The 17186-nt window shown below is 41.8% G+C and carries 14 protein-coding genes; 6 read left to right on the top strand and 8 right to left on the bottom strand.

Annotated features, from left to right (window positions below):
* Window positions 1-18: 18 nt before the first annotated feature.
* The 3 genes from ACK4HU_RS12555 (at window position 19) to ACK4HU_RS12545 (ending at window position 5202) form a co-directional block, all read left to right on the top strand.
* Window positions 19-1152 carry an efflux RND transporter periplasmic adaptor subunit gene (locus ACK4HU_RS12555; protein WP_409807246.1) on the top strand — a complete coding sequence of 378 codons (1134 nt, stop codon included), beginning with the start codon at window positions 19-21 and terminating at the stop codon, window positions 1150-1152.
* Between the two features lie 3 nt (window positions 1153-1155).
* Window positions 1156-4560 (top strand): efflux RND transporter permease subunit, encoded by a 3405-nt coding sequence (locus ACK4HU_RS12550; protein ID WP_409807244.1) that lies wholly within the window; start codon window positions 1156-1158, stop codon window positions 4558-4560.
* Between the two features lie 129 nt (window positions 4561-4689).
* Entirely contained in the window at window positions 4690-5202 is a 513-nt protein-coding gene (locus ACK4HU_RS12545) for a UpxY family transcription antiterminator (protein WP_409807242.1), read from the top strand.
* A 28-nt stretch (window positions 5203-5230) separates the two neighbouring features.
* Here ACK4HU_RS12545 and ACK4HU_RS12540 read toward each other — a convergent pair whose 3' ends face one another.
* The 6 genes from ACK4HU_RS12540 to ligA all read right to left on the bottom strand — a co-directional run bounded on the left by ACK4HU_RS12540 (window position 5231) and on the right by ligA (window position 11465).
* Entirely contained in the window at window positions 5231-5935 is a 705-nt protein-coding gene (locus ACK4HU_RS12540) for a hypothetical protein (protein ID WP_409807240.1), read from the bottom strand.
* Window positions 5936-6047: 112 nt separating this feature from the next.
* Window positions 6048-6236, bottom strand: a complete 189-nt coding sequence (gene xseB, locus ACK4HU_RS12535; RefSeq protein WP_409807239.1) for an exodeoxyribonuclease VII small subunit — start codon at window positions 6234-6236, stop codon at window positions 6048-6050.
* A 90-nt stretch (window positions 6237-6326) separates the two neighbouring features.
* The gene (xseA, locus tag ACK4HU_RS12530) at window positions 6327-7634 is read right to left on the bottom strand and encodes an exodeoxyribonuclease VII large subunit (protein ID WP_409807237.1); all 1308 of its coding nucleotides are present in this window, start codon (window positions 7632-7634) and stop codon (window positions 6327-6329) included.
* Between the two features lie 6 nt (window positions 7635-7640).
* Window positions 7641-8501 (bottom strand): 4-hydroxy-tetrahydrodipicolinate synthase, encoded by an 861-nt coding sequence (gene dapA, locus ACK4HU_RS12525; protein WP_409807236.1) that lies wholly within the window; start codon window positions 8499-8501, stop codon window positions 7641-7643.
* A 121-nt stretch (window positions 8502-8622) separates the two neighbouring features.
* Entirely contained in the window at window positions 8623-8970 is a 348-nt protein-coding gene (locus ACK4HU_RS12520; protein WP_409807234.1) for a DUF3024 domain-containing protein, read from the bottom strand.
* 35 nt (window positions 8971-9005) lie between these two features.
* Window positions 9006-11465 (bottom strand): NAD-dependent DNA ligase LigA, encoded by a 2460-nt coding sequence (gene ligA / locus ACK4HU_RS12515; RefSeq protein WP_409807233.1) that lies wholly within the window; start codon window positions 11463-11465, stop codon window positions 9006-9008.
* A gap of 744 nt (window positions 11466-12209) precedes the next feature.
* Here ligA and ACK4HU_RS12510 point away from each other — a divergent pair.
* Window positions 12210-12893, top strand: coding sequence for a GNAT family N-acetyltransferase (locus ACK4HU_RS12510; protein WP_409807231.1), 684 nt, complete (start codon window positions 12210-12212; stop codon window positions 12891-12893).
* A gap of 538 nt (window positions 12894-13431) precedes the next feature.
* Here the strand turns inward: ACK4HU_RS12510 and ACK4HU_RS12505 are convergent.
* Window positions 13432-13740, bottom strand: coding sequence for a helix-turn-helix transcriptional regulator (locus ACK4HU_RS12505; protein WP_409807229.1), 309 nt, complete (start codon window positions 13738-13740; stop codon window positions 13432-13434).
* Window positions 13737-14084 carry a type II toxin-antitoxin system RelE/ParE family toxin gene (locus ACK4HU_RS12500; RefSeq protein WP_409807227.1) on the bottom strand — a complete coding sequence of 116 codons (348 nt, stop codon included), beginning with the start codon at window positions 14082-14084 and terminating at the stop codon, window positions 13737-13739. Before ACK4HU_RS12500 ends, ACK4HU_RS12505 begins: the two co-directional genes overlap by 4 nt.
* Window positions 14085-14182: 98 nt before the next feature.
* Between ACK4HU_RS12500 and ACK4HU_RS12495 the strand changes: the two genes are divergently transcribed.
* Together ACK4HU_RS12495 and metG are read left to right on the top strand one after the other, a co-directional pair.
* On the top strand, window positions 14183-14869 hold the full coding sequence (locus ACK4HU_RS12495) for a TetR/AcrR family transcriptional regulator (protein WP_409807225.1): 687 nt from the start codon (window positions 14183-14185) through the stop codon (window positions 14867-14869).
* A 156-nt stretch (window positions 14870-15025) separates the two neighbouring features.
* Window positions 15026-17086, top strand: coding sequence for a methionine--tRNA ligase (metG, locus tag ACK4HU_RS12490; RefSeq protein WP_409807223.1), 2061 nt, complete (start codon window positions 15026-15028; stop codon window positions 17084-17086).
* Window positions 17087-17186 lie beyond the last annotated feature (100 nt).

Here is a 17186-nt window from a genome sequence, read left to right as displayed (position 1 = left end):
TATAATTCTCTTCTCTATATGAAGCCTATACTTAAATTTTTACCTGTAATGTTCTTAGCCATCCTAACCTTTTCTTGTGAGAAAAAGGAGGGGGTAGAAGCCATGAAAACCAAGCTTGTTGAATTGAAAAATCAAGCTGGGGAGCTGAATACAGAAATCAAGACCCTTGAATCAGAGATCGCTAAACTCGATCCTGATTTTGCAAAAGCCAATAAAAAATCAATTCTCATCACCACTGCAGCAGCCAGAAAAGGTGAGTTTACACATTATGTGGAGGTGACAGGTTCTGTTCTTTCAAAGAAAAATGTGAGTATAAGTGCCGAAACTGCGGGAAGAATCCTTGAGGTACCAGTGATGGAGGGGATGCGCGTAAGTAAAGGTCAGATATTGGCCAAAATCGATTCGGAATCAATTGATCGAAATATCGAAGAGATGGAAAATTCTTTACAATTGGCCACTACGATTTTCCAAAAGCAGGAAAGACTCTGGAATCAGAAGATCGGAACTGAGATTCAATATTTAGAAGCTAAAAACCGAAAAGAAGGCTTGGAAAAGAATCTGGCTTCAATGAAAACCCAATTGAACAAAGCATTTGTCAGAGCTCCATTTAACGGCACAATAGAGACTGTTCAAGTGAGAATGGGAGAAGCAGTACAGCCAGGTGTTCCCATGTTTGAATTTGTAGGCGAAAGTGACATGTTTATCCTGGCGGATGTTTCAGAAAGTTATGTTGGAGTTCTGACTAAAGGGGACAGTGTTACAATTGACTTTCCTTCCATTGGAAAAACTTTGACTACGCGTGTTTCAGCTGTCGGTGGTGTCATCAATCCAAACAACCGAACATTTAAAGTAGAAGTACTACTTCCGAATATGACTGACATCAAGCCAAATATGATCGCTGTACTTAAGATCCGTGATTACCAAAACCCAAACAGCGTCTTGGTGCCGGCACATTTGATCTTGGCTGACAACAAAGGGGATTATGTCTTTATCGTCGAAAATCAAACGGCCCAAAAGAAATATGTTAAGCGTGGTTTAACAGCTAATAACGAAACAGAAATCCTTGAAGGACTGACTGGCTCTGAAATAATAGTTGACAAGGGCTTCCGTGAAGTTGGTGATAATTTCAGTGTCAATATTTCTCAATTGTAAATCATGACCAACGCACCAAAATCTAGCATTATTCGGGAATTTGGGTTGTCCAGTTTCAGTGTGGACAATTCCACCTCGGTGGTCATCTTAACTCTGATTATCACAGTTCTTGGATTGGGGGCATATCGTACCATGCCCAAGGAAAGCTTTCCCGAGATTGTCATTCCGACAGTATATGTGGGAACTCCCTATCCGGGTAACTCACCAGTGGATATGGAAAACCTAATCACTCGTCCCATAGAAAAGGAGTTGAAGTCTCTAAACAATGTGAAAGTGATTAAGTCCACCTCGGTACAGGATTTTTCTTCCATTGTGATTGAGTTTAATCCGGGAATTCAGATTTCCAAGGCGATTCAAGATGTAAAGGATGCCGTGGATAAATCAAAAAGTGAACTTCCATCAGATCTGGATCAAGATCCAAATGTCTTGGAAATAAACACTTCTGATTTTCCGATCATGAATGTCAACATCTCCGGACCTTATTCAGAACAGGAGTTAAAGAAGTTCGGGGAATATCTGGAAGATGCGATTGAGAAACTTCCTGAGATTTCCAAAGCAGATCTGGCAGGTACCGTTGAGCGGGAGATCCAGATCAATGCCGATCCTTACAAAATGGAAGCTGTCGGAGTGAGTTTTGGAGATATTTCCAGTGCGATTCAGGCAGAAAATGTGACAATTTCCGGTGGTACTATCAGGAGTGGAGACTTCGAGCGTTCACTTCGTGTGGATGGAGAGTTTATGAATCCTATGGAATTGCTCGACATCATTATAAAGACTGATCAGCAAAAGATCGTTTACCTTCGGGATGTTGCCGAAGTCAAAGATACTTTCAAGGACAGATCTACCTATGCGCGCAGCAAAAACCTACCGGTAGTCACTATCAATGTAACCAAGCGCAGCGGGGAAAATCTCCTGGATGCGGCAGATAAAATCAAGGTTATCATTGCGAATACAAAAGCCAATCGATTCCCGCAGGATCTGGAAATCACGATCACAAATGACCAAAGTAAGCAAACCCGAACTCAGGTAAGTGACTTAGAAAATTCGATCATATTCGGGATTATCCTTGTCGTCTTGGTTTTGATGTTCTTTATGGGTTTCCGAAATGCGCTTTTTGTAGGTTCGGCGATTCCATTATCCATGTTTATTTCATTCCTTATTTTGAATGCATTTGGGATTACGCTGAACCTGATGGTTCTCTTTTCCCTAATTCTTGCCTTAGGAATGCTAGTAGACAATGGGATTGTAGTGGTAGAGAATGTCTATCGTTTGATGCAAGAAGGCAAAACCAGTATTCAGGCAGCAAAAGAAGGTGTAGGCGAGGTCGCATGGCCGATTATTACTTCTACAGCAACAACTCTGGCCGCATTTCTTCCCCTAGCATTTTGGGATGATTTGGTCGGTGAGTTTATGAAATTCCTTCCAATTACATTGATCATTGTACTCTCGTCCTCACTTTTTGTGGCTTTGGTTATCAACCCGGTGATGACGTCCATGTTCATGAAGTTAAGTGAGGTAGGTAAAGATAAGCCAAAGCAAAAGTCAATTATTACGGCAGGGGTTTTCTTGATTTTGTCTACCATCTTCTTTTTGATTGGTTGGATAGCTTTTGGATCCCTAGCCCTAGTTGCATCTGTTTTGACATTGTTTAACGTTTTTGTATTGAGAAAGGCGATTGCTTGGTTTCAGACGGTACTTTTGGTCAAACTGGAAAATGCTTATGAATCCACGCTTAATTTTGCCTTGCATGGTAAAAAGCCCTTCTTGTTCTTTGGAGGAATAATCAGTTTACTGTTACTTTCTTTTGCTTTGCTCTATATCCGTTCGCCGAAAGTTCTTTTCTTTCCGGATAATCAACCTCAGCTGGTCAATGTCTTTGTCGAATTTCCTATAGGTACTGACATCAATGCCACCAATGCATTTGTTGACCAAATGGAAGATGAAATGTTGGTTGCTTTAGAGCCTTACGCCGATATTTTAGAATCTGTGATTTCGCAGGTTGGCGAGGGTACAGGGGATCCAACAGAGGGGCCAAGCCAACAAGCTACACCCCATAAAGCTAAAATCACCATCGGATTTGTTGACTATATTAATAGACAGGGAATCAATACCAATGGTGCGATGGAAGCTATCCGGGATTTAGTGGAAAAATACCCAGGTGTTCTCATCACGGTAGACAAGCAAAGAAATGGACCTCCTGTTGGCAAAGCTGTAAATATTGAATTCGTAGGAGAGGATTATGAGCAACTAATTGCTTTTGTCGGAGAGACCAAAGAATACTTGGAGTCTAATAATATTCCCGGTCTGGAAGAACTCAAATCTGACCTTTCATTGGGGAATCCTGAAGTGGTGGTTGCTATTAATCGTGAAAGAGCTCGAAGATTTGGCTTGTCGACTTCGCAGATTGCAACCGAATTAAGAACCTCTCTATTTGGTTTGGAAGTATCAAAATATAAGGAAGGAGAAGAGGATTTTCCAATTCAATTGAGACTTTCCGAAGATTACCGGTACGATATCAATACCTTGGTAAACAAGAAAATTGGATTTAGAGATAAGTTTGGAGATAAGCGTGAGGTGCCCATTTCAGCTGTTTCAACGATAGAATATGGGTCAACATATGGTTCGGTAAAAAGAAAAGACCTTGAAAAAGCGATCACCCTTTTCTCGAATGTGCTTGATGGATACAATCCCACCGAGATAAATCTTCGGATTAAAGACTTGATGGAAAATTATGAAATTCCTGACGGAGTATCTGTGAAATTCACCGGAGAGCAAGAAGAGCAGGCAAAGTCTATGGCCTTCCTGCTCAATGCTTTGATGATTGCAGTTTCTATGATTTTCTTGATTATTGTTGCTCAGTTTAATTCTGTGATTAGTCCATTCATCATTATGACCTCAGTGGTGTTGAGCACGATCGGTGTGTTTTTGGGATTAGTTATTTTCAATATGGACTTTGTGGTAATCATGACTGGAATCGGAATTATTTCTCTTGCGGGTGTAGTAGTAAATAACGCCATCGTATTAATTGACTATACTGATCTGGTGCGGGCCAGAAAGCGAGAAGAAAAGGGAATCCCCAAAGGTGAATATTTAAATTATGAGGATTTATTGAGCAGTATCGTAGAAGCCGGCAAGACAAGACTTCGTCCGGTATTGCTTACAGCTATCACAACTGTGCTTGGATTGATCCCACTAGCGATAGGTATGAACATAAATTTCGGCACATTATTAACTGAGTTTGATCCTCAATTCTATGTCGGTGGAGACAACGCGGCTTTCTGGGGACCAATGGCCTGGACAGTGATTTTTGGGCTAACCTTTGCTACAGTCATTACGTTAGTGATCGTACCAGTTATGTATTTGCTGGCGGACAAACTCCAAATGAGGATTCGCAAGTTTAATGCATAATTGATTTAAGGTTGGTGGTTTTTTTTGACAAAACCTCCGGGACAATGTTCCGGGGGTTTTTTGGCTTTTATTCCGTATTTCCCACTCGGATTATGTAATTTTAAAGCCAAAAATAAGTGGTTTCTACAAATGCTTGACATGAAATGGTATGTGATGTACACTACATCACGTTCGGAAAAAAAAGTCGCCGAAAGATTACAGGAAAGAGGTTGGGAAGTTTATTTACCGGTTGTGGAAGAACTTCGTCAGTGGTCTGATCGAAAAAAGAAAGTTCAACGTGCATTATTTAATGGATACGTTTTTGTAAAAACAGAGCGAAATAAACTTTGGGAGTGCCTGCAAGTACTAGGGGCAGTAAAGTTTGTCCATTTTTCCGGTCATCACGCCACCATACGTGATGAAGAATTGGAAATCATTAAGCGAGTAATAACTACAGGTGTGGCAGTAGAGACTGACGGAAGTGAAATCGAACCGGGAGAAAAAGTAAAAGTAATTGGAGGGCCACTTCAGAATATGGTTGGCGAATGCATCGAAAAAGGAAACAAGGACTACTTCCTTATTCGAATTCCAGGAATTATGCAAAACATGATGATCACAATTGAGAGAAAGTACTTGCAAGTAATCGAAAACCAAACAGTATAAATATCCGCTTTTATAGAGGAATTTTTTTTTAGTCTTTAGTTTTAGGAATGAAATATCTCCTGTAAACTATCTGCGCCTGAAAAAGGTGATCTCCAAAACTATTAAAGCCTATATTTCCATCAATATTATCTGTGAAAGTCAACATCAGCGTGCCCTCTCCGCCTATATCCGAATAAGGTCCGATTCGATAGCTTAGGCCCGCACGAAATGGAATATAACCAGTAGTGATTTGATTTCTGGTAGGTACTTCCTCAGAGTTGAATGATTTGGTTTGTTGAGTTCGGACGTTCATGATACCTAAACCAAATCCACTATAGAGGTTAAATAGACTTCTATTCATGTGGTTACCAAAGCCTATGAGGTTCATGCTTGGCATTATGTCAAAATAGTAGGCAGGTCCCTTTGCAGTGAATGACGCAAATTCTGCAAACCAAGCATCTCTTACAGCAATAGAAGGATTGCCTCCACTACTGATCCATTGTACTCCACTAGTTGCTCGAAGATCAAAAATCTGATTGAGTCGCTTGGTCAAAGCAAGAGAGACGGATGGCTTGATCTCAAAATTCAAATCTCTGTATTGTCCTCCATTATCCAGATATGCAAATGATGGACCGACTCCGATCGAGAGGATATTATCTCTTGATACTCGCTCTTTGTAAAAGTTTTGAGCGGAAAGTTTTCCCGAAATAAAAATTACGAGCAAACAATAATATGTTTTTGATATTAGCTTCATCAAGTATTTGATTGATTGGAAGAACAATCAGAATACCTAAATCGGCAACAAACATGCCAAGCACGCTTTAGTATTATTTCGTAATTTGTTTAAAAAAATAGGTTTTAAATAATCAGGCACCTTCAAATGCAGCTTGAATGTCTGTTTCTGTTGATTTCAACTTTGCCTTGCAATGCTTAACCAGTTCGGCAGCTTCTTTTACCAAAGTTGAAAGTTCGTCAACTGATTTATTTCCCTCTTCGAGTTGGAGGAGGATGGTTTCCAATCGGGCCATAGCCTCGGTGTAGGTTTGCGATTTCATGTATTTGTTATATTTTCTTTAAGTCCACATGGAATCTCGCATTTCGAATAATCATTTCTCTGTTTGACACAAATAGTGTTATGCTCGATTTCATTTTTGATTGATTTCTGTGATTTTACTGCTTATTCTTTGATTTTGGGTAATAGTTACGATTTGGTCTCCGATATGAGCTTTGGCTAAATGGACTGGTATACCATCTAACTCAGTTCTTGAGTATCCCCGTTTCAGGATGGAATTTGGATCGAGCTGGCGCAAGAGCATTTCTTGGTTTGCAAGTTTTTCAGTTTGCTTTTCCAGAAATACATTCAAATTTTTTCTCAAAGCCTTTTCTAAGGTATCGAGATTTGATGATTGAGATCTAAGCTGATTTTTAGTGGCAAGTTCAATTCTATTGATCCGGTTTTTCACCTTTTCAGCTTCAAGAGAAATGCGGTTTCTTGACAGAGATTTTGCCCGAAGGGCTAATTGGTGGATTTTACTTTCCTCCTCTCGGAGTTGCTGCCTAGTCGATCTGTCCAGTCTTTGGAGCATCATGGCCAGATTTTCCTCAAATTCTCTGAAGCCGGACAGCAGAAATTCCGCAACTGCCGTAGGAGTTTTGAGCCGAGTATGCGCCACCAAATCAGCGATAGTTTCATCGCGTTCATGTCCAATTCCGGTGAATATCGGCAAGGGAAAATTGGCGATGGCTGCGCCCAAAAGATAATCGTCGAAACAATCCAAATCGAGTTGCGCTCCTCCGCCTCGTATTATAATCACTGCCTCTAAACCCAATCGTGTACTTTCTGCCCTTACTTTTTCAAGTGCGGAAAGTAAACTTGTCACCGCCTCATTTCCCTGCATCATGGAGGGGAACAGTTTGTGATAAACTTGGTAACCGAAGGCATTTTTTTCAATTTGATTGACAAAATCCCCATATCCTGCGGCAGTAGCACTTGATATTATAGCGATCCGCTGAACAACCGGAGGCAGCTGAAATCTACCGTTCAATTGAATTAAGCCCTCTCGGGTCAGGCGATCAATCGTTTCTTGTCGGATTCGCGCTCTTTCTCCCAGAGAAAAGGAAGGGTCTATATCCTTCACATTGATGCTTAAACCATAGACAGGGTGATAGGATACTGCCACTTGGGCAAGCACTTTCATTCCGTTTTTTAGACTTGTGCCCGTGACGGATTGAAATTTGACCGATACAGATCGGTAGGTGAATTGCCAGAGATTGGCTCGGATTTTAGCCAAAACTTGATTTCCCTGCTTTTCTACCAGTTCAAAATAGACATGCCCCTGAGGAGCTTGCCTGAAATCTGCCAATTCCCCCACCACCCAATAAATAGGTTCGAGTTCAGTCTCCAAGGTTACTCGGATCTGCTCGGTCAGTTGGGAAATGGAAATCGGTGACATGCTAGATTAGTTTTGAGCGGCTGCTTTGATCTTGTTATTCAGATCGAAGCTAGCCCGAAGCATCGGTAATCGAACTTGATCGCTTTCGATGACTCCTTGGTGGAAAAGTAGATTTTTGATCCCCACAGGATTGCCTTCGAGGTACATCAGCGAATTTATTTCCAACAAAGAAAATGCTGTGGCCAAACCCTCTTGATCGGAGCCATGGGTGAGGATCTTGAATTTTTCAGGAAAAGCATTTGCCATAACAGAAATTATTCCACTCCCTCCTATACTCATAATGGGTCTTGTGAGGAGGTCATCACCGGAAAGTAGCAGAAAATCCTTGGGCATAGCTGATGCGATCTGCATACACTGCTCAAGATTCCCGCTGGCCTCTTTCATCCCCACAATATTGGGATGATGCGAAAGCTTCAGCGTGGTCGTCGCTGTCATGTTAGACATGGTACGGCCAGGAATGTTGTATAAAACCACAGGCACTGGGGCGACATCTGCTATAGCCTTGTAATGAGCGACTATTCCTTCCTGACTTGGTTTGTTGTAATAGGGACTCACAGAAAGCATGGCAGCTACCCCAAAGAAATCGGTGTTTTTGATTTCATTGATTACCGCATGTGTATTGTTTCCGCCGATGCCTAACATGACAGGTACTCTTCCGGCATTATATTCCAAGCAAGCTTTCAGCACCTGTTTCTTTTCAGCGGAAGTTAAAGTAGCAGATTCTCCGGTAGTGCCAAGCACTACCAAATAGTCCACTCCGCCTGAAACAACATGGTCGATCAGTTTCTTGAGACTGTCAAAATCAATAGAATGGTCGTCATGAAAAGGAGTAACCAATGCCACTCCGGTGCCTTTGAATGCGTTCATGTTTTTTGTTTGGTTAGGGCTGCAAAGATACAGTCTTACCTTGGTTTTAGAGTCCGTTTGTAGAAAAAATAGGGTTTAGTGGCTTTAAAGCGTGATTGAGATTATTCTATTTAGAAAACGCTCACCCAAAAAAACATTGATGAGAATCATCCATAATCTCCTCTAATGCAAGTTCCAAGGTGTCTACCACTGGCTTGGGATCGTATGGATACCACTTGAGATTTCCGCGCATCCAGTAGATTTTCCAGAGTTCGGTTGATTTTTCAAACTTGATTTTGGCAAAAGGATATCTCCCAATTTCACCCGGTTTTAAATAGACAGGGCGGATTTCTTCCAAATAAATATCCTGGCCTTTGATGGTATAGCCCATGTCCACCTGTTTTCGGATTTTCTCCTCAGGACGGTGCGTGACCAGCCACAGCGTTAAGGTTGATTCAATATTTCTTAGTTGCTCTTTTGTAAATGCCATTTCAAGGTTTTGTCTAAAATCTTGTATCTAATTTCTTATGTCTTTTCACCCACCATCCTCAAAAACTCCTCTTCCGAAATTAACGGTACTCCAAGCTTTTGGGCTTTTTCTTTTTTGCTTGGACCCATTTCTTCGCCCTCGATGATGAAGTCGAGGTTTTTGGAAACAGAGGAAATGTACTGACCACCGTGTGCCTGCACAAAGTCCACAATTTCGTCCCGCTTGAAGTTTTGGAGTTTACCTGAGGCCAGAATCCGCTTGCCTACAAGTGAAGAACCTAATTGTACCGAGACACTCTGCTCAATTTCAAACTTTAAGCCTTGGCTTTTTAGCCGCTCGATGATCACGAGATTTTCTGGCTGCGCAAAAAACTCCTGCATGCTTTGCACCAGGGTTTCTCCGATCCCATTGATTTCCAGAAGCTGCTCTGAAGTGGCGGATTGAAGTTTTTCGATGCTAAAGAAATGCCTTGCAAGCAACTGAGCGGTGTTTTCGCCAATGTTGCGTATGCCTAGAGCAAACAAGACTTTCTCAAAAGGTTGGGCTTTAGAAGCTTTGATTCCTTCCATCATGTTGGAAATGACTCCTTCCTGAAAGGTATTTGCTTTGAGCTTTTTGATCCGTTCATTTAGTTCATTTGGCAAATCCAAATTGAGATCCAGGAGGATCATGTGGACGGTTCCATGCTTTCGACTGGCTTCCAGAATCTGCTCAAACTCGATTCTCCTTCCTAGGAAAATCTCCAATACCACTGGCACAGGCACGTAATCTTCCACTTTTCCCAGATCGGCATGTCGGTTTAGATGCTCCAACAGGTAATCTACCATGCCCGTATTGGCTAGCACCTTTTTCTTCCAAACTCGGATCTGCTCTTGGAATTTCCTGAGCTTTTCCCGCAGAGGTAAATGAGAAAACTCTGTAAGGAAATCCTGAATCTGCTTGAAAGGAATGGTTTCGGTCAGAGCGAATAGTGCCTTTTCCAGAGAAATGTAGAGCACTCCAGAAACTTCTCGCTCGTACTGATCCTGGCTCATTTCAAGCCCCAAAAGCTCTGATTGCTTTTGATCCAAATCGTAGATGTCGGCATAGCTTCGGATCAATCCCTGATCAATCAAAGCCCGAATTCGCTCGGTACCCATGGAGTCGATGTCCATAGCGCGCTTGCTAACGAAGTGCTCGATTCTACCCAAAACCTGTGGAGGACAGCTCACTGCATTTGGACAGTAATGCTTGGCTTCGCTTTCTTTTCGGACTAAGGTGGAACCACACTCCGGACAAGTGTCGATATACTGTACAGGCTGCGCATCAGGTTTTCTTCGAAGCTCATTGACAGCGGTGATTTTGGGGATGATTTCCCCGCCTTTTTCCACAAAAACAAAATCTCCATCATGGATACCCAAGCGCTCGATTTCATTGGCATTGTGCAGAGAAGCGCGCTTTACAGTAGTTCCAGCCAGACTAACTGGGGAAAGGTTCGCCACAGGTGTAATTGCGCCGGTTCGGCCCACTTGGTAAGTGATGGAAAGAAGTTCGGTTTCAGCGCTTTCGGCTTTGTATTTATAAGCAATGGCCCAGCGCGGGATCTTGGCAGTGAATCCGAGTTCTTCGCGCTGATCGTAATCGTTGATTTTCAGGACAATTCCATCCGTGTCCAAGGGAAGTGAAAAGCGTTTTTCTCGCCAATCTTCGATGTAGCCCAATACTTCCTCGATGGTTCCAGCTTTTTTGTAAGTAGGGGAGACGTTGAACCCCCAACTTTCGATCAGCTGAATGGCTTTCTCATGGGTGTTTACTCCGATTTCATCGCCTAGAAGTTGATAGAAATAGCAGTTCAGACGACGCTTGGCCACGATCGAACTGTCCTGCATTTTCAGGGTGCCTGAAGCAGCATTTCTAGGGTTTGCAAGTAATTGGTCGCCAGCAGCTTCTTTTTCAGCATTGATCTTCAGGAATTCTTTGAGCGGAAGGAAGATTTCTCCTCGCACTTCAAACTTCTCAGGTATGTTTTCACCCGAAACGGTCAAAGGAATATTCCGGATCGTGCGGACATTTTCGGTGACGTCATCGCCTTTGAAACCATCTCCTCGGGTCACTGCCCGTACTAGTTTTCCATTTTCATACACCAAACTGATGGCCACTCCGTCGAATTTCATTTCGCAGAAATATTCGTATTTGGTATGTCCAAGGCCTTTTGCAACCCGCTCGTCAAATGCGATCAACTCTTCTTTGGAATAGGTATTACCCAAAGAAAGCATCCTAGTACTATGCTCCACCGTCTTGAATTCCTTGGTGATTGTGCCACCCACCCGCTGACTTGGGCTGTCGGGAAGCAGTAAATCCGGAAACTCCCCCTCCAACTTCACCAATTCTTCCAGTAGTTGATCGAATTCAAAATCAGAAATTTCAATCCTACTTTCCTGATAGTAAAGCTGATTGTGATGATTGATTTCTTTGCTGAGTTGGGCGATACGGGAAGCGGCTTCGGAGTGGGTCATGTGTTAAAAATTAGGAATCGTAAAAATAGAAGTATTGAGGGAGATTGGAAGATTGGAAAATTATAAAGTATAAAGTCAGAATTCTGAAATCAAAAAAATAATCTGATTATACGCTATTCTGCCAGTAACCAAATTTAATTACCCATTTGGGCCGAATGTCGGGTGCCTGCCTGCCGGCAAAGGCAGGTCAGATGTCCGATGAAGCCTAACATTTGGTGTTTTCAGGTAATTTTAAGTCTATTCAAATGCAACTGACAAAGTTCCGTATATACATAAAAAATAATTTGTGCGTCCGCAATTACACTAGCACCAAAGGGAAAGCAGAAGGTTTGTGTAATCGATATTTTTACAAAATTCCAAATCGCCTTCTTAGGTAGCTCCGAAGGAGTCAAACCATTCATGCCTGTCCGCCAAGGTGGAACCCTGTACGCAGTGCAGGGTCGCCATTGAATTCCCTTCCCTTGAGCCCTGAAAGGGTGAAACTTCAATGTATCGCCCCTTCAGGGCTCTTTTTTTATTGTGTCACTTTACCCCCGGCTACACCGGGGGTTATAAATTGTTTTTATCCTTCGGATCTTTGGCTACCAAACCTTGACCTCCACATCAATTTTTTCAATTTAATTTGTCTAGTGGTGTCATTGCGGATATGCATAAAAACTTAAATTCTGCTTCAATTAGACGAGCTTTTTCCCCTTTCGACCCAAGCATTTTTTCCTAATTTTGACTTCTCACCTGAAATTAAAAATGCCTCACCCCTTAGATAATCCTATTTGGAACGCACTCAATACCGGAAGTGCGATGTTCTCTTCCGGAAATGAAAATTGCAAATTTCTTAATTCTGAGATGGGATTTTTTGTGGGTTTGCCGAGCTATGATGGGGAAAGCCTCGAATATCTCCACTCGATTTGCAAACTTGGCCAAAGGATAATTCTATTTCCCCCCGGTCGAATTACTGTATCCAAATGTTGGAAAGTTTTAAATGACCACGAGCTTTTACAGATGGTTTGCACTTCCGATCCAGAACCCAAAGTTTTGGATGGTCCTCTGACTCAACTTGCGGAAAAGGATGTTCCCGCCATGTTGGAGTTGATAGAACTGACCAAGCCCGGCCCTTTTCTCAGTCGGACCATAGACTTTGGTGGATATGTGGGTTTATTTCATGAAGGCAAATTGATATCCATGGCAGGAAAACGTTTAAGTCCGGATCCCTATGTCGAGGTCAGTGCTGTATGCACGCATCCTGATTTTGTGGGAAAAGGGCTGTCCAACAAAGTAATGCGACGGGTGATTGCTGAGATTAAGCAAGCTGAAAAAATCCCTTTCCTTCATGTCTATCCTGAGAATACTCCTGCGATAAAGCTTTACACCAAACTTGGCTTTGAGCCGCGAGCATCCTTGAGAACCTATTTTTTGGAGAAGATTGGATGACCCGAACAGGTTATTGATATCAATTAATATGATTATCCTCTATTTCACAAGTAGGCGAATTTTATTTTGGTAAGGGTCGGGTGTCAGATGTCAGATGACCGATGAAGCTCAAAATCAAGTGTTCCGAAGAATTTTCATTTCTTTAATTTACAATACTGTTAAGATTGCGGATATACAAATCAATTAAAAAGTGGAAGTCTTATTTGAATAGAGCAGCTGACTATATTTTTTCTACCACATTTAATTCATCCTTTACTTGGTACTTGTGCAAAAAATCGGGGCAAAAATCAAATTCATTAGGCCAAAAAATCCCTCTTCCGTTTTCGATAAGTTCTACCTTTTTGAAAAAAGTTGGGTCTGAAAGTGGCTTGCTCAGGCTGTCTTATCCGATAAACGGTTTAAAGTCAATTGTCTTTTCTGTCCCGTCGCTAAATCGAGAACGAATTTTCTTTTCAGTTTCTAATTTAAAGTCTGTGATTTTTATCATGATTCGATTTGTCATTTAGATCTTAATAAATCCCTATTCACTTTTAAGGTGCTACCCAAAAATTAAATTTACCTTTTTGCCCAGACCGAATTCAAAAATCCGATAGAGGGTTGAAAGTTGGATGTCACATTTTCCGTTTTCGAGTCGAGAGATATAACTTTTTTTAGTCCCTACTTTTTCAGCAAGTTGTTCTTGTGTCATATTGGCTTCCTTTCGCGCCTCTTTAAGCATTTCGCTGATTACAAAATATTGTGCTTTTTCTTCAAAATCATCGCGTTTTTCAGAGCCTATTTTTCCATATTTTAGGTCTAATAACTCATCGAAGGTTCTAGCATTTTGGATTTCTTCGTTGTTCATCATTTTGTGGTTTTTGAATTAAAATATTCGCTTTTAAGCTTCAGCGCTAGCTCGATTTCCTTTCTGGGTGTTTTTTGAGATTTTTTCTGGAAAGCATTAAACAGAATTACCAGGTTCCCTTTGTCAAAGCAGCAAAATATCCTGAAAATATTTCCTTCATATTCAATTCTAATTTCATAGAGTCCGTCTGTGCCTGATAGGTGCTCTAGAAATTTTTTTGGAATATTTTGAACTGTTCTAATGATCTTGAAAACATATTCAATCTTCACTTGCACTGATTCTTTTTGCTTCAGATAGAAGTCAATAAAATGGTGTTCGTAAAAAATGATTTGTCTCGGCGAATTCATCAGGTAAAGTTAACTTTAAAGTTATCATTTTGAATCATTTTCTTTAATTTTTTCAGAACTTAAGCTAATTTTTCTTTTAGGGTATGACTTTAGAAAACATGAAAAGTCAGCTTAAACAAATCGTCCTTATCTTTATCTCTAGATTTAAAGAGATGAGTAAAAAGACCTCCACAGAAGGAAAAATTCTTGAAGCAGCCTATCGATTGTTTTTGGGAAAAGGCTATCGTCATACTACCATGGATGACATAGCCCAGGATCTCGGGATGAGTAAAAAGACGCTTTACAAATATTATCCGGGCAAACTCGATTTGCTTTCCGGATCCTTTGAAGTGCTGAAAACAAAGATGACGGCAAAAGTGGAAGCGATCTTGGATAATCGGTACATTTCCTTTCCGCTGAAGCTCAAATCCATGCTTACTGTGATCGCGACACATTTGGCGCCGATCAATCCCGAACTTTTCGAAGATCTGAGAGATCATGCTCCTGAAATCTGGGAAGAACTCACAACCTATATCAATGAGTCCGCCTACCTGCGTTTTGCGAAGCTTATAGAGCAAGGCGCGGCGCAAGGACTTGTCAATCCACGACTCAATACCAGTTTGATAGTGATGCTCTATGCGGCTGCAATTCAGTCGCTTCTGGACCCCAAGTTTTCCAGTCAATTTCCCGAAGCGCTCCAAAAAGGAATGAAAATTCCACCTTCAGAAATTTATGATCAGGCGATTAGCATTATTTACAATGGGATTTTGACTGATGAGGCCCGAAATGAATTTCAAAATGCCTGATCTCGCCTTCCACTGATTTCCCTATCTTTGGCCTCAATTTTAGGAAAGAATGTGGACTATTCTATCCGAAAAAAGTCATGACTCAAGAAGTAAAACAGTTAGCAGAACGTTCGTTTTCTTCTGTCTTCTGTCTTCCGTCTCCCATCTATTTTACCCATGAGCAATAAAAATTTCAAACGCTATACAGTCACCTCAGCACTTCCATATGCCAATGGCCCACTTCATATCGGACACTTGGCGGGATGTTATGTGCCTTCTGATATTTATGTCCGTTATCTCCGGTCGCAGGGTAGAGATGTAGCCTACATCTGTGGTTCGGATGAGCATGGCGTAGCGATCACCATCAAAGCAGCCAAAGAAGGCAAAACTCCTCAGCAAGTCGTGGATCAATATCATGAGATGATGAAGGGTAGTTTCAAGGAATTTGGGATCAGTTTTGATCACTACTCCCGCACCTCTGCACAGATTCATCACGAAACTGCACAGGGATTTTTTACTGATTTGTATAATAAAGGTGAATTCCTCGAACAAACTACTGAGCAGTATTATGATGAGGAAGCTGAAAAATTTTTGGCTGATCGCTACATCGAGGGCACTTGTCCTAAATGTGGCAACGAGCATGCCTACGGAGATCAATGCGAAAAGTGTGGTTCTTCACTTAGTCCCACCGAACTCATCAATCCCAAATCCAAACTGAGTGGAAGAACACCTATTTTGAAAGAAACCAAACACTGGTTTTTGGATTTGGCTCGCTATCAGCCTTTTTTGAAAAAATGGATTCTAGAAGATCATGCGGATGATTGGAAGAATAATGTGCTGGGTCAGTGCCGTTCTTGGCTGGAAGCAGGCGACGGTTTGCAGGCCCGCTCTATGACTCGTGATCTGGATTGGGGAATCAAAGTGCCTTTGGAAGGTGCCGATGGCAAAGTGCTCTATGTCTGGTTTGATGCGCCGATTGGCTACATTTCTTCGACCAAAGAATGGGCGGCAGAAAAGGGTATTGATTGGGAACCTTACTGGAAAGATCAGGGTACCAAATTGGTGCATTTCATTGGTAAGGATAACATTGTATTCCATTGCATTATTTTTCCGGCAATTCTGAAAACGCATGGCGGCTATGTCCTTCCGGAAAATGTCCCTGCCAACGAGTTTTTGAATCTCGAAGGAGACAAAATTTCCACTTCTAGAAACTGGGCGGTGTGGCTCCATGAGTATTTGGAAGAATTTCCTGGAAAACAGGATGTGCTTCGCTATGTACTGACAGCCAATGCACCGGAGACTAAGGATAATGATTTCACCTGGAAGGATTTTCAGGGTCGAAATAACTCCGAGCTGGTAGCGGTATATGGCAATTTTGTGAATCGGGCGGTGGTCTTGACTCAGAAGTTTTATCAGGGAGAAATACCTGCAAGAGGGGAACTGACTGGCTATGACAAAGAAGTGTTGACTGCTTTGGAAGAATTCCCTGAGAAAATAGCTGCTTCTATCGAGCGATACAGGTTCAGGGAGGCACTTTCCTTTGTAATGGATTTTGCCCGATTGGGAAATAAATACCTGGCGGATACCGAGCCGTGGAAGGAAATCAAAATCAATCCCGAGCGTACTAAAACAATCCTGAATATTGCCTTAAATATTGCTGCGAATCTGGCGATAGTTTCAGAGCCGTTTTTACCTTTCACAGCTGCAAAACTTTTTGAAATGTTCGGAATGGATGAAATTTCCTGGTTTCAGGCTGGAAATGGTAAACTACTATCCGAAGGAAAAACCCTAGGAAGTATGGGATTGCTCTTCGAGAAAATCGAAGACGAAACCGTTGAAAAACAAATTCAAAAACTCCTCGACTCCAAAAAGATGAATGAAGCTGCCAATGCGCCTGTCGCACCCATGAAAGAACTGATCACCTATGATGACTTTGCCAAGCTTGACATGCGTGTCGTCACAGTCTTGGAAGCCGAGCGTATGGCAAAATCAAAAAAGCTCATCAAGCTAAAAGTGGATACTGGCTTAGGTCATCAAACGGTTCTTAGCGGAGTAGCTGAACATTTCGAACCGGAATTTTTGGTTGGAAAGCAAGTCACCATGCTGATCAACTTGGCTCCGAGAAAAATGATGGGCATCGACTCGGAAGGAATGATCCTGATGGCAGAAGACAAGGACGGAAAGCTAAAGCTTCTGATGCCGCATGAGGGAACTGGGAGTGGATCGACGATTTCTTGATAGTATCAAGTATCAAGATTTAAGTATCAAGACGAAGAAGCAATAATCGAGAGAGAAGAATTCAGATTTTAGAAACCTGTCAGCGTGGAGAACACGGGAC

Source organism: Algoriphagus sp. (genome assembly GCF_046296635.1).
Lineage (GTDB): Bacteria > Bacteroidota > Bacteroidia > Cytophagales > Cyclobacteriaceae > Algoriphagus.
This window is presented reverse-complemented; position numbering and strand designations above follow the sequence as displayed.

Bases quoted from the DNA above. Each gene is read 5' to 3' on its own strand.
- ACK4HU_RS12550 (WP_409807244.1), top strand. From the start codon at position 1,156: ATGACCAACGCACCAAAATCTAGCATTATTCGGGAATTTGGGTTGTCC.
- ACK4HU_RS12505 (WP_409807229.1), bottom strand. From the start codon at position 13,740: ATGATGAACAACGAAGAAATCCAAAATGCTAGAACCTTCGATGAGTTA.
- dapA (WP_409807236.1), bottom strand. From the start codon at position 8,501: ATGAACGCATTCAAAGGCACCGGAGTGGCATTGGTTACTCCTTTTCAT.
- ACK4HU_RS12555 (WP_409807246.1), top strand. From the start codon at position 19: ATGAAGCCTATACTTAAATTTTTACCTGTAATGTTCTTAGCCATCCTA.
- ACK4HU_RS12500 (WP_409807227.1), bottom strand. From the start codon at position 14,084: ATGAATTCGCCGAGACAAATCATTTTTTACGAACACCATTTTATTGAC.
- xseA (WP_409807237.1), bottom strand. From the start codon at position 7,634: ATGTCACCGATTTCCATTTCCCAACTGACCGAGCAGATCCGAGTAACC.
- ACK4HU_RS12520 (WP_409807234.1), bottom strand. From the start codon at position 8,970: ATGGCATTTACAAAAGAGCAACTAAGAAATATTGAATCAACCTTAACG.
- ligA (WP_409807233.1), bottom strand. From the start codon at position 11,465: ATGACCCACTCCGAAGCCGCTTCCCGTATCGCCCAACTCAGCAAAGAA.
- ACK4HU_RS12540 (WP_409807240.1), bottom strand. From the start codon at position 5,935: ATGAAGCTAATATCAAAAACATATTATTGTTTGCTCGTAATTTTTATT.
- metG (WP_409807223.1), top strand. From the start codon at position 15,026: ATGAGCAATAAAAATTTCAAACGCTATACAGTCACCTCAGCACTTCCA.
- ACK4HU_RS12495 (WP_409807225.1), top strand. From the start codon at position 14,183: ATGAAAAGTCAGCTTAAACAAATCGTCCTTATCTTTATCTCTAGATTT.
- ACK4HU_RS12545 (WP_409807242.1), top strand. From the start codon at position 4,690: ATGCTTGACATGAAATGGTATGTGATGTACACTACATCACGTTCGGAA.
- xseB (WP_409807239.1), bottom strand. From the start codon at position 6,236: ATGAAATCGCAAACCTACACCGAGGCTATGGCCCGATTGGAAACCATC.
- ACK4HU_RS12510 (WP_409807231.1), top strand. From the start codon at position 12,210: ATGCCTCACCCCTTAGATAATCCTATTTGGAACGCACTCAATACCGGA.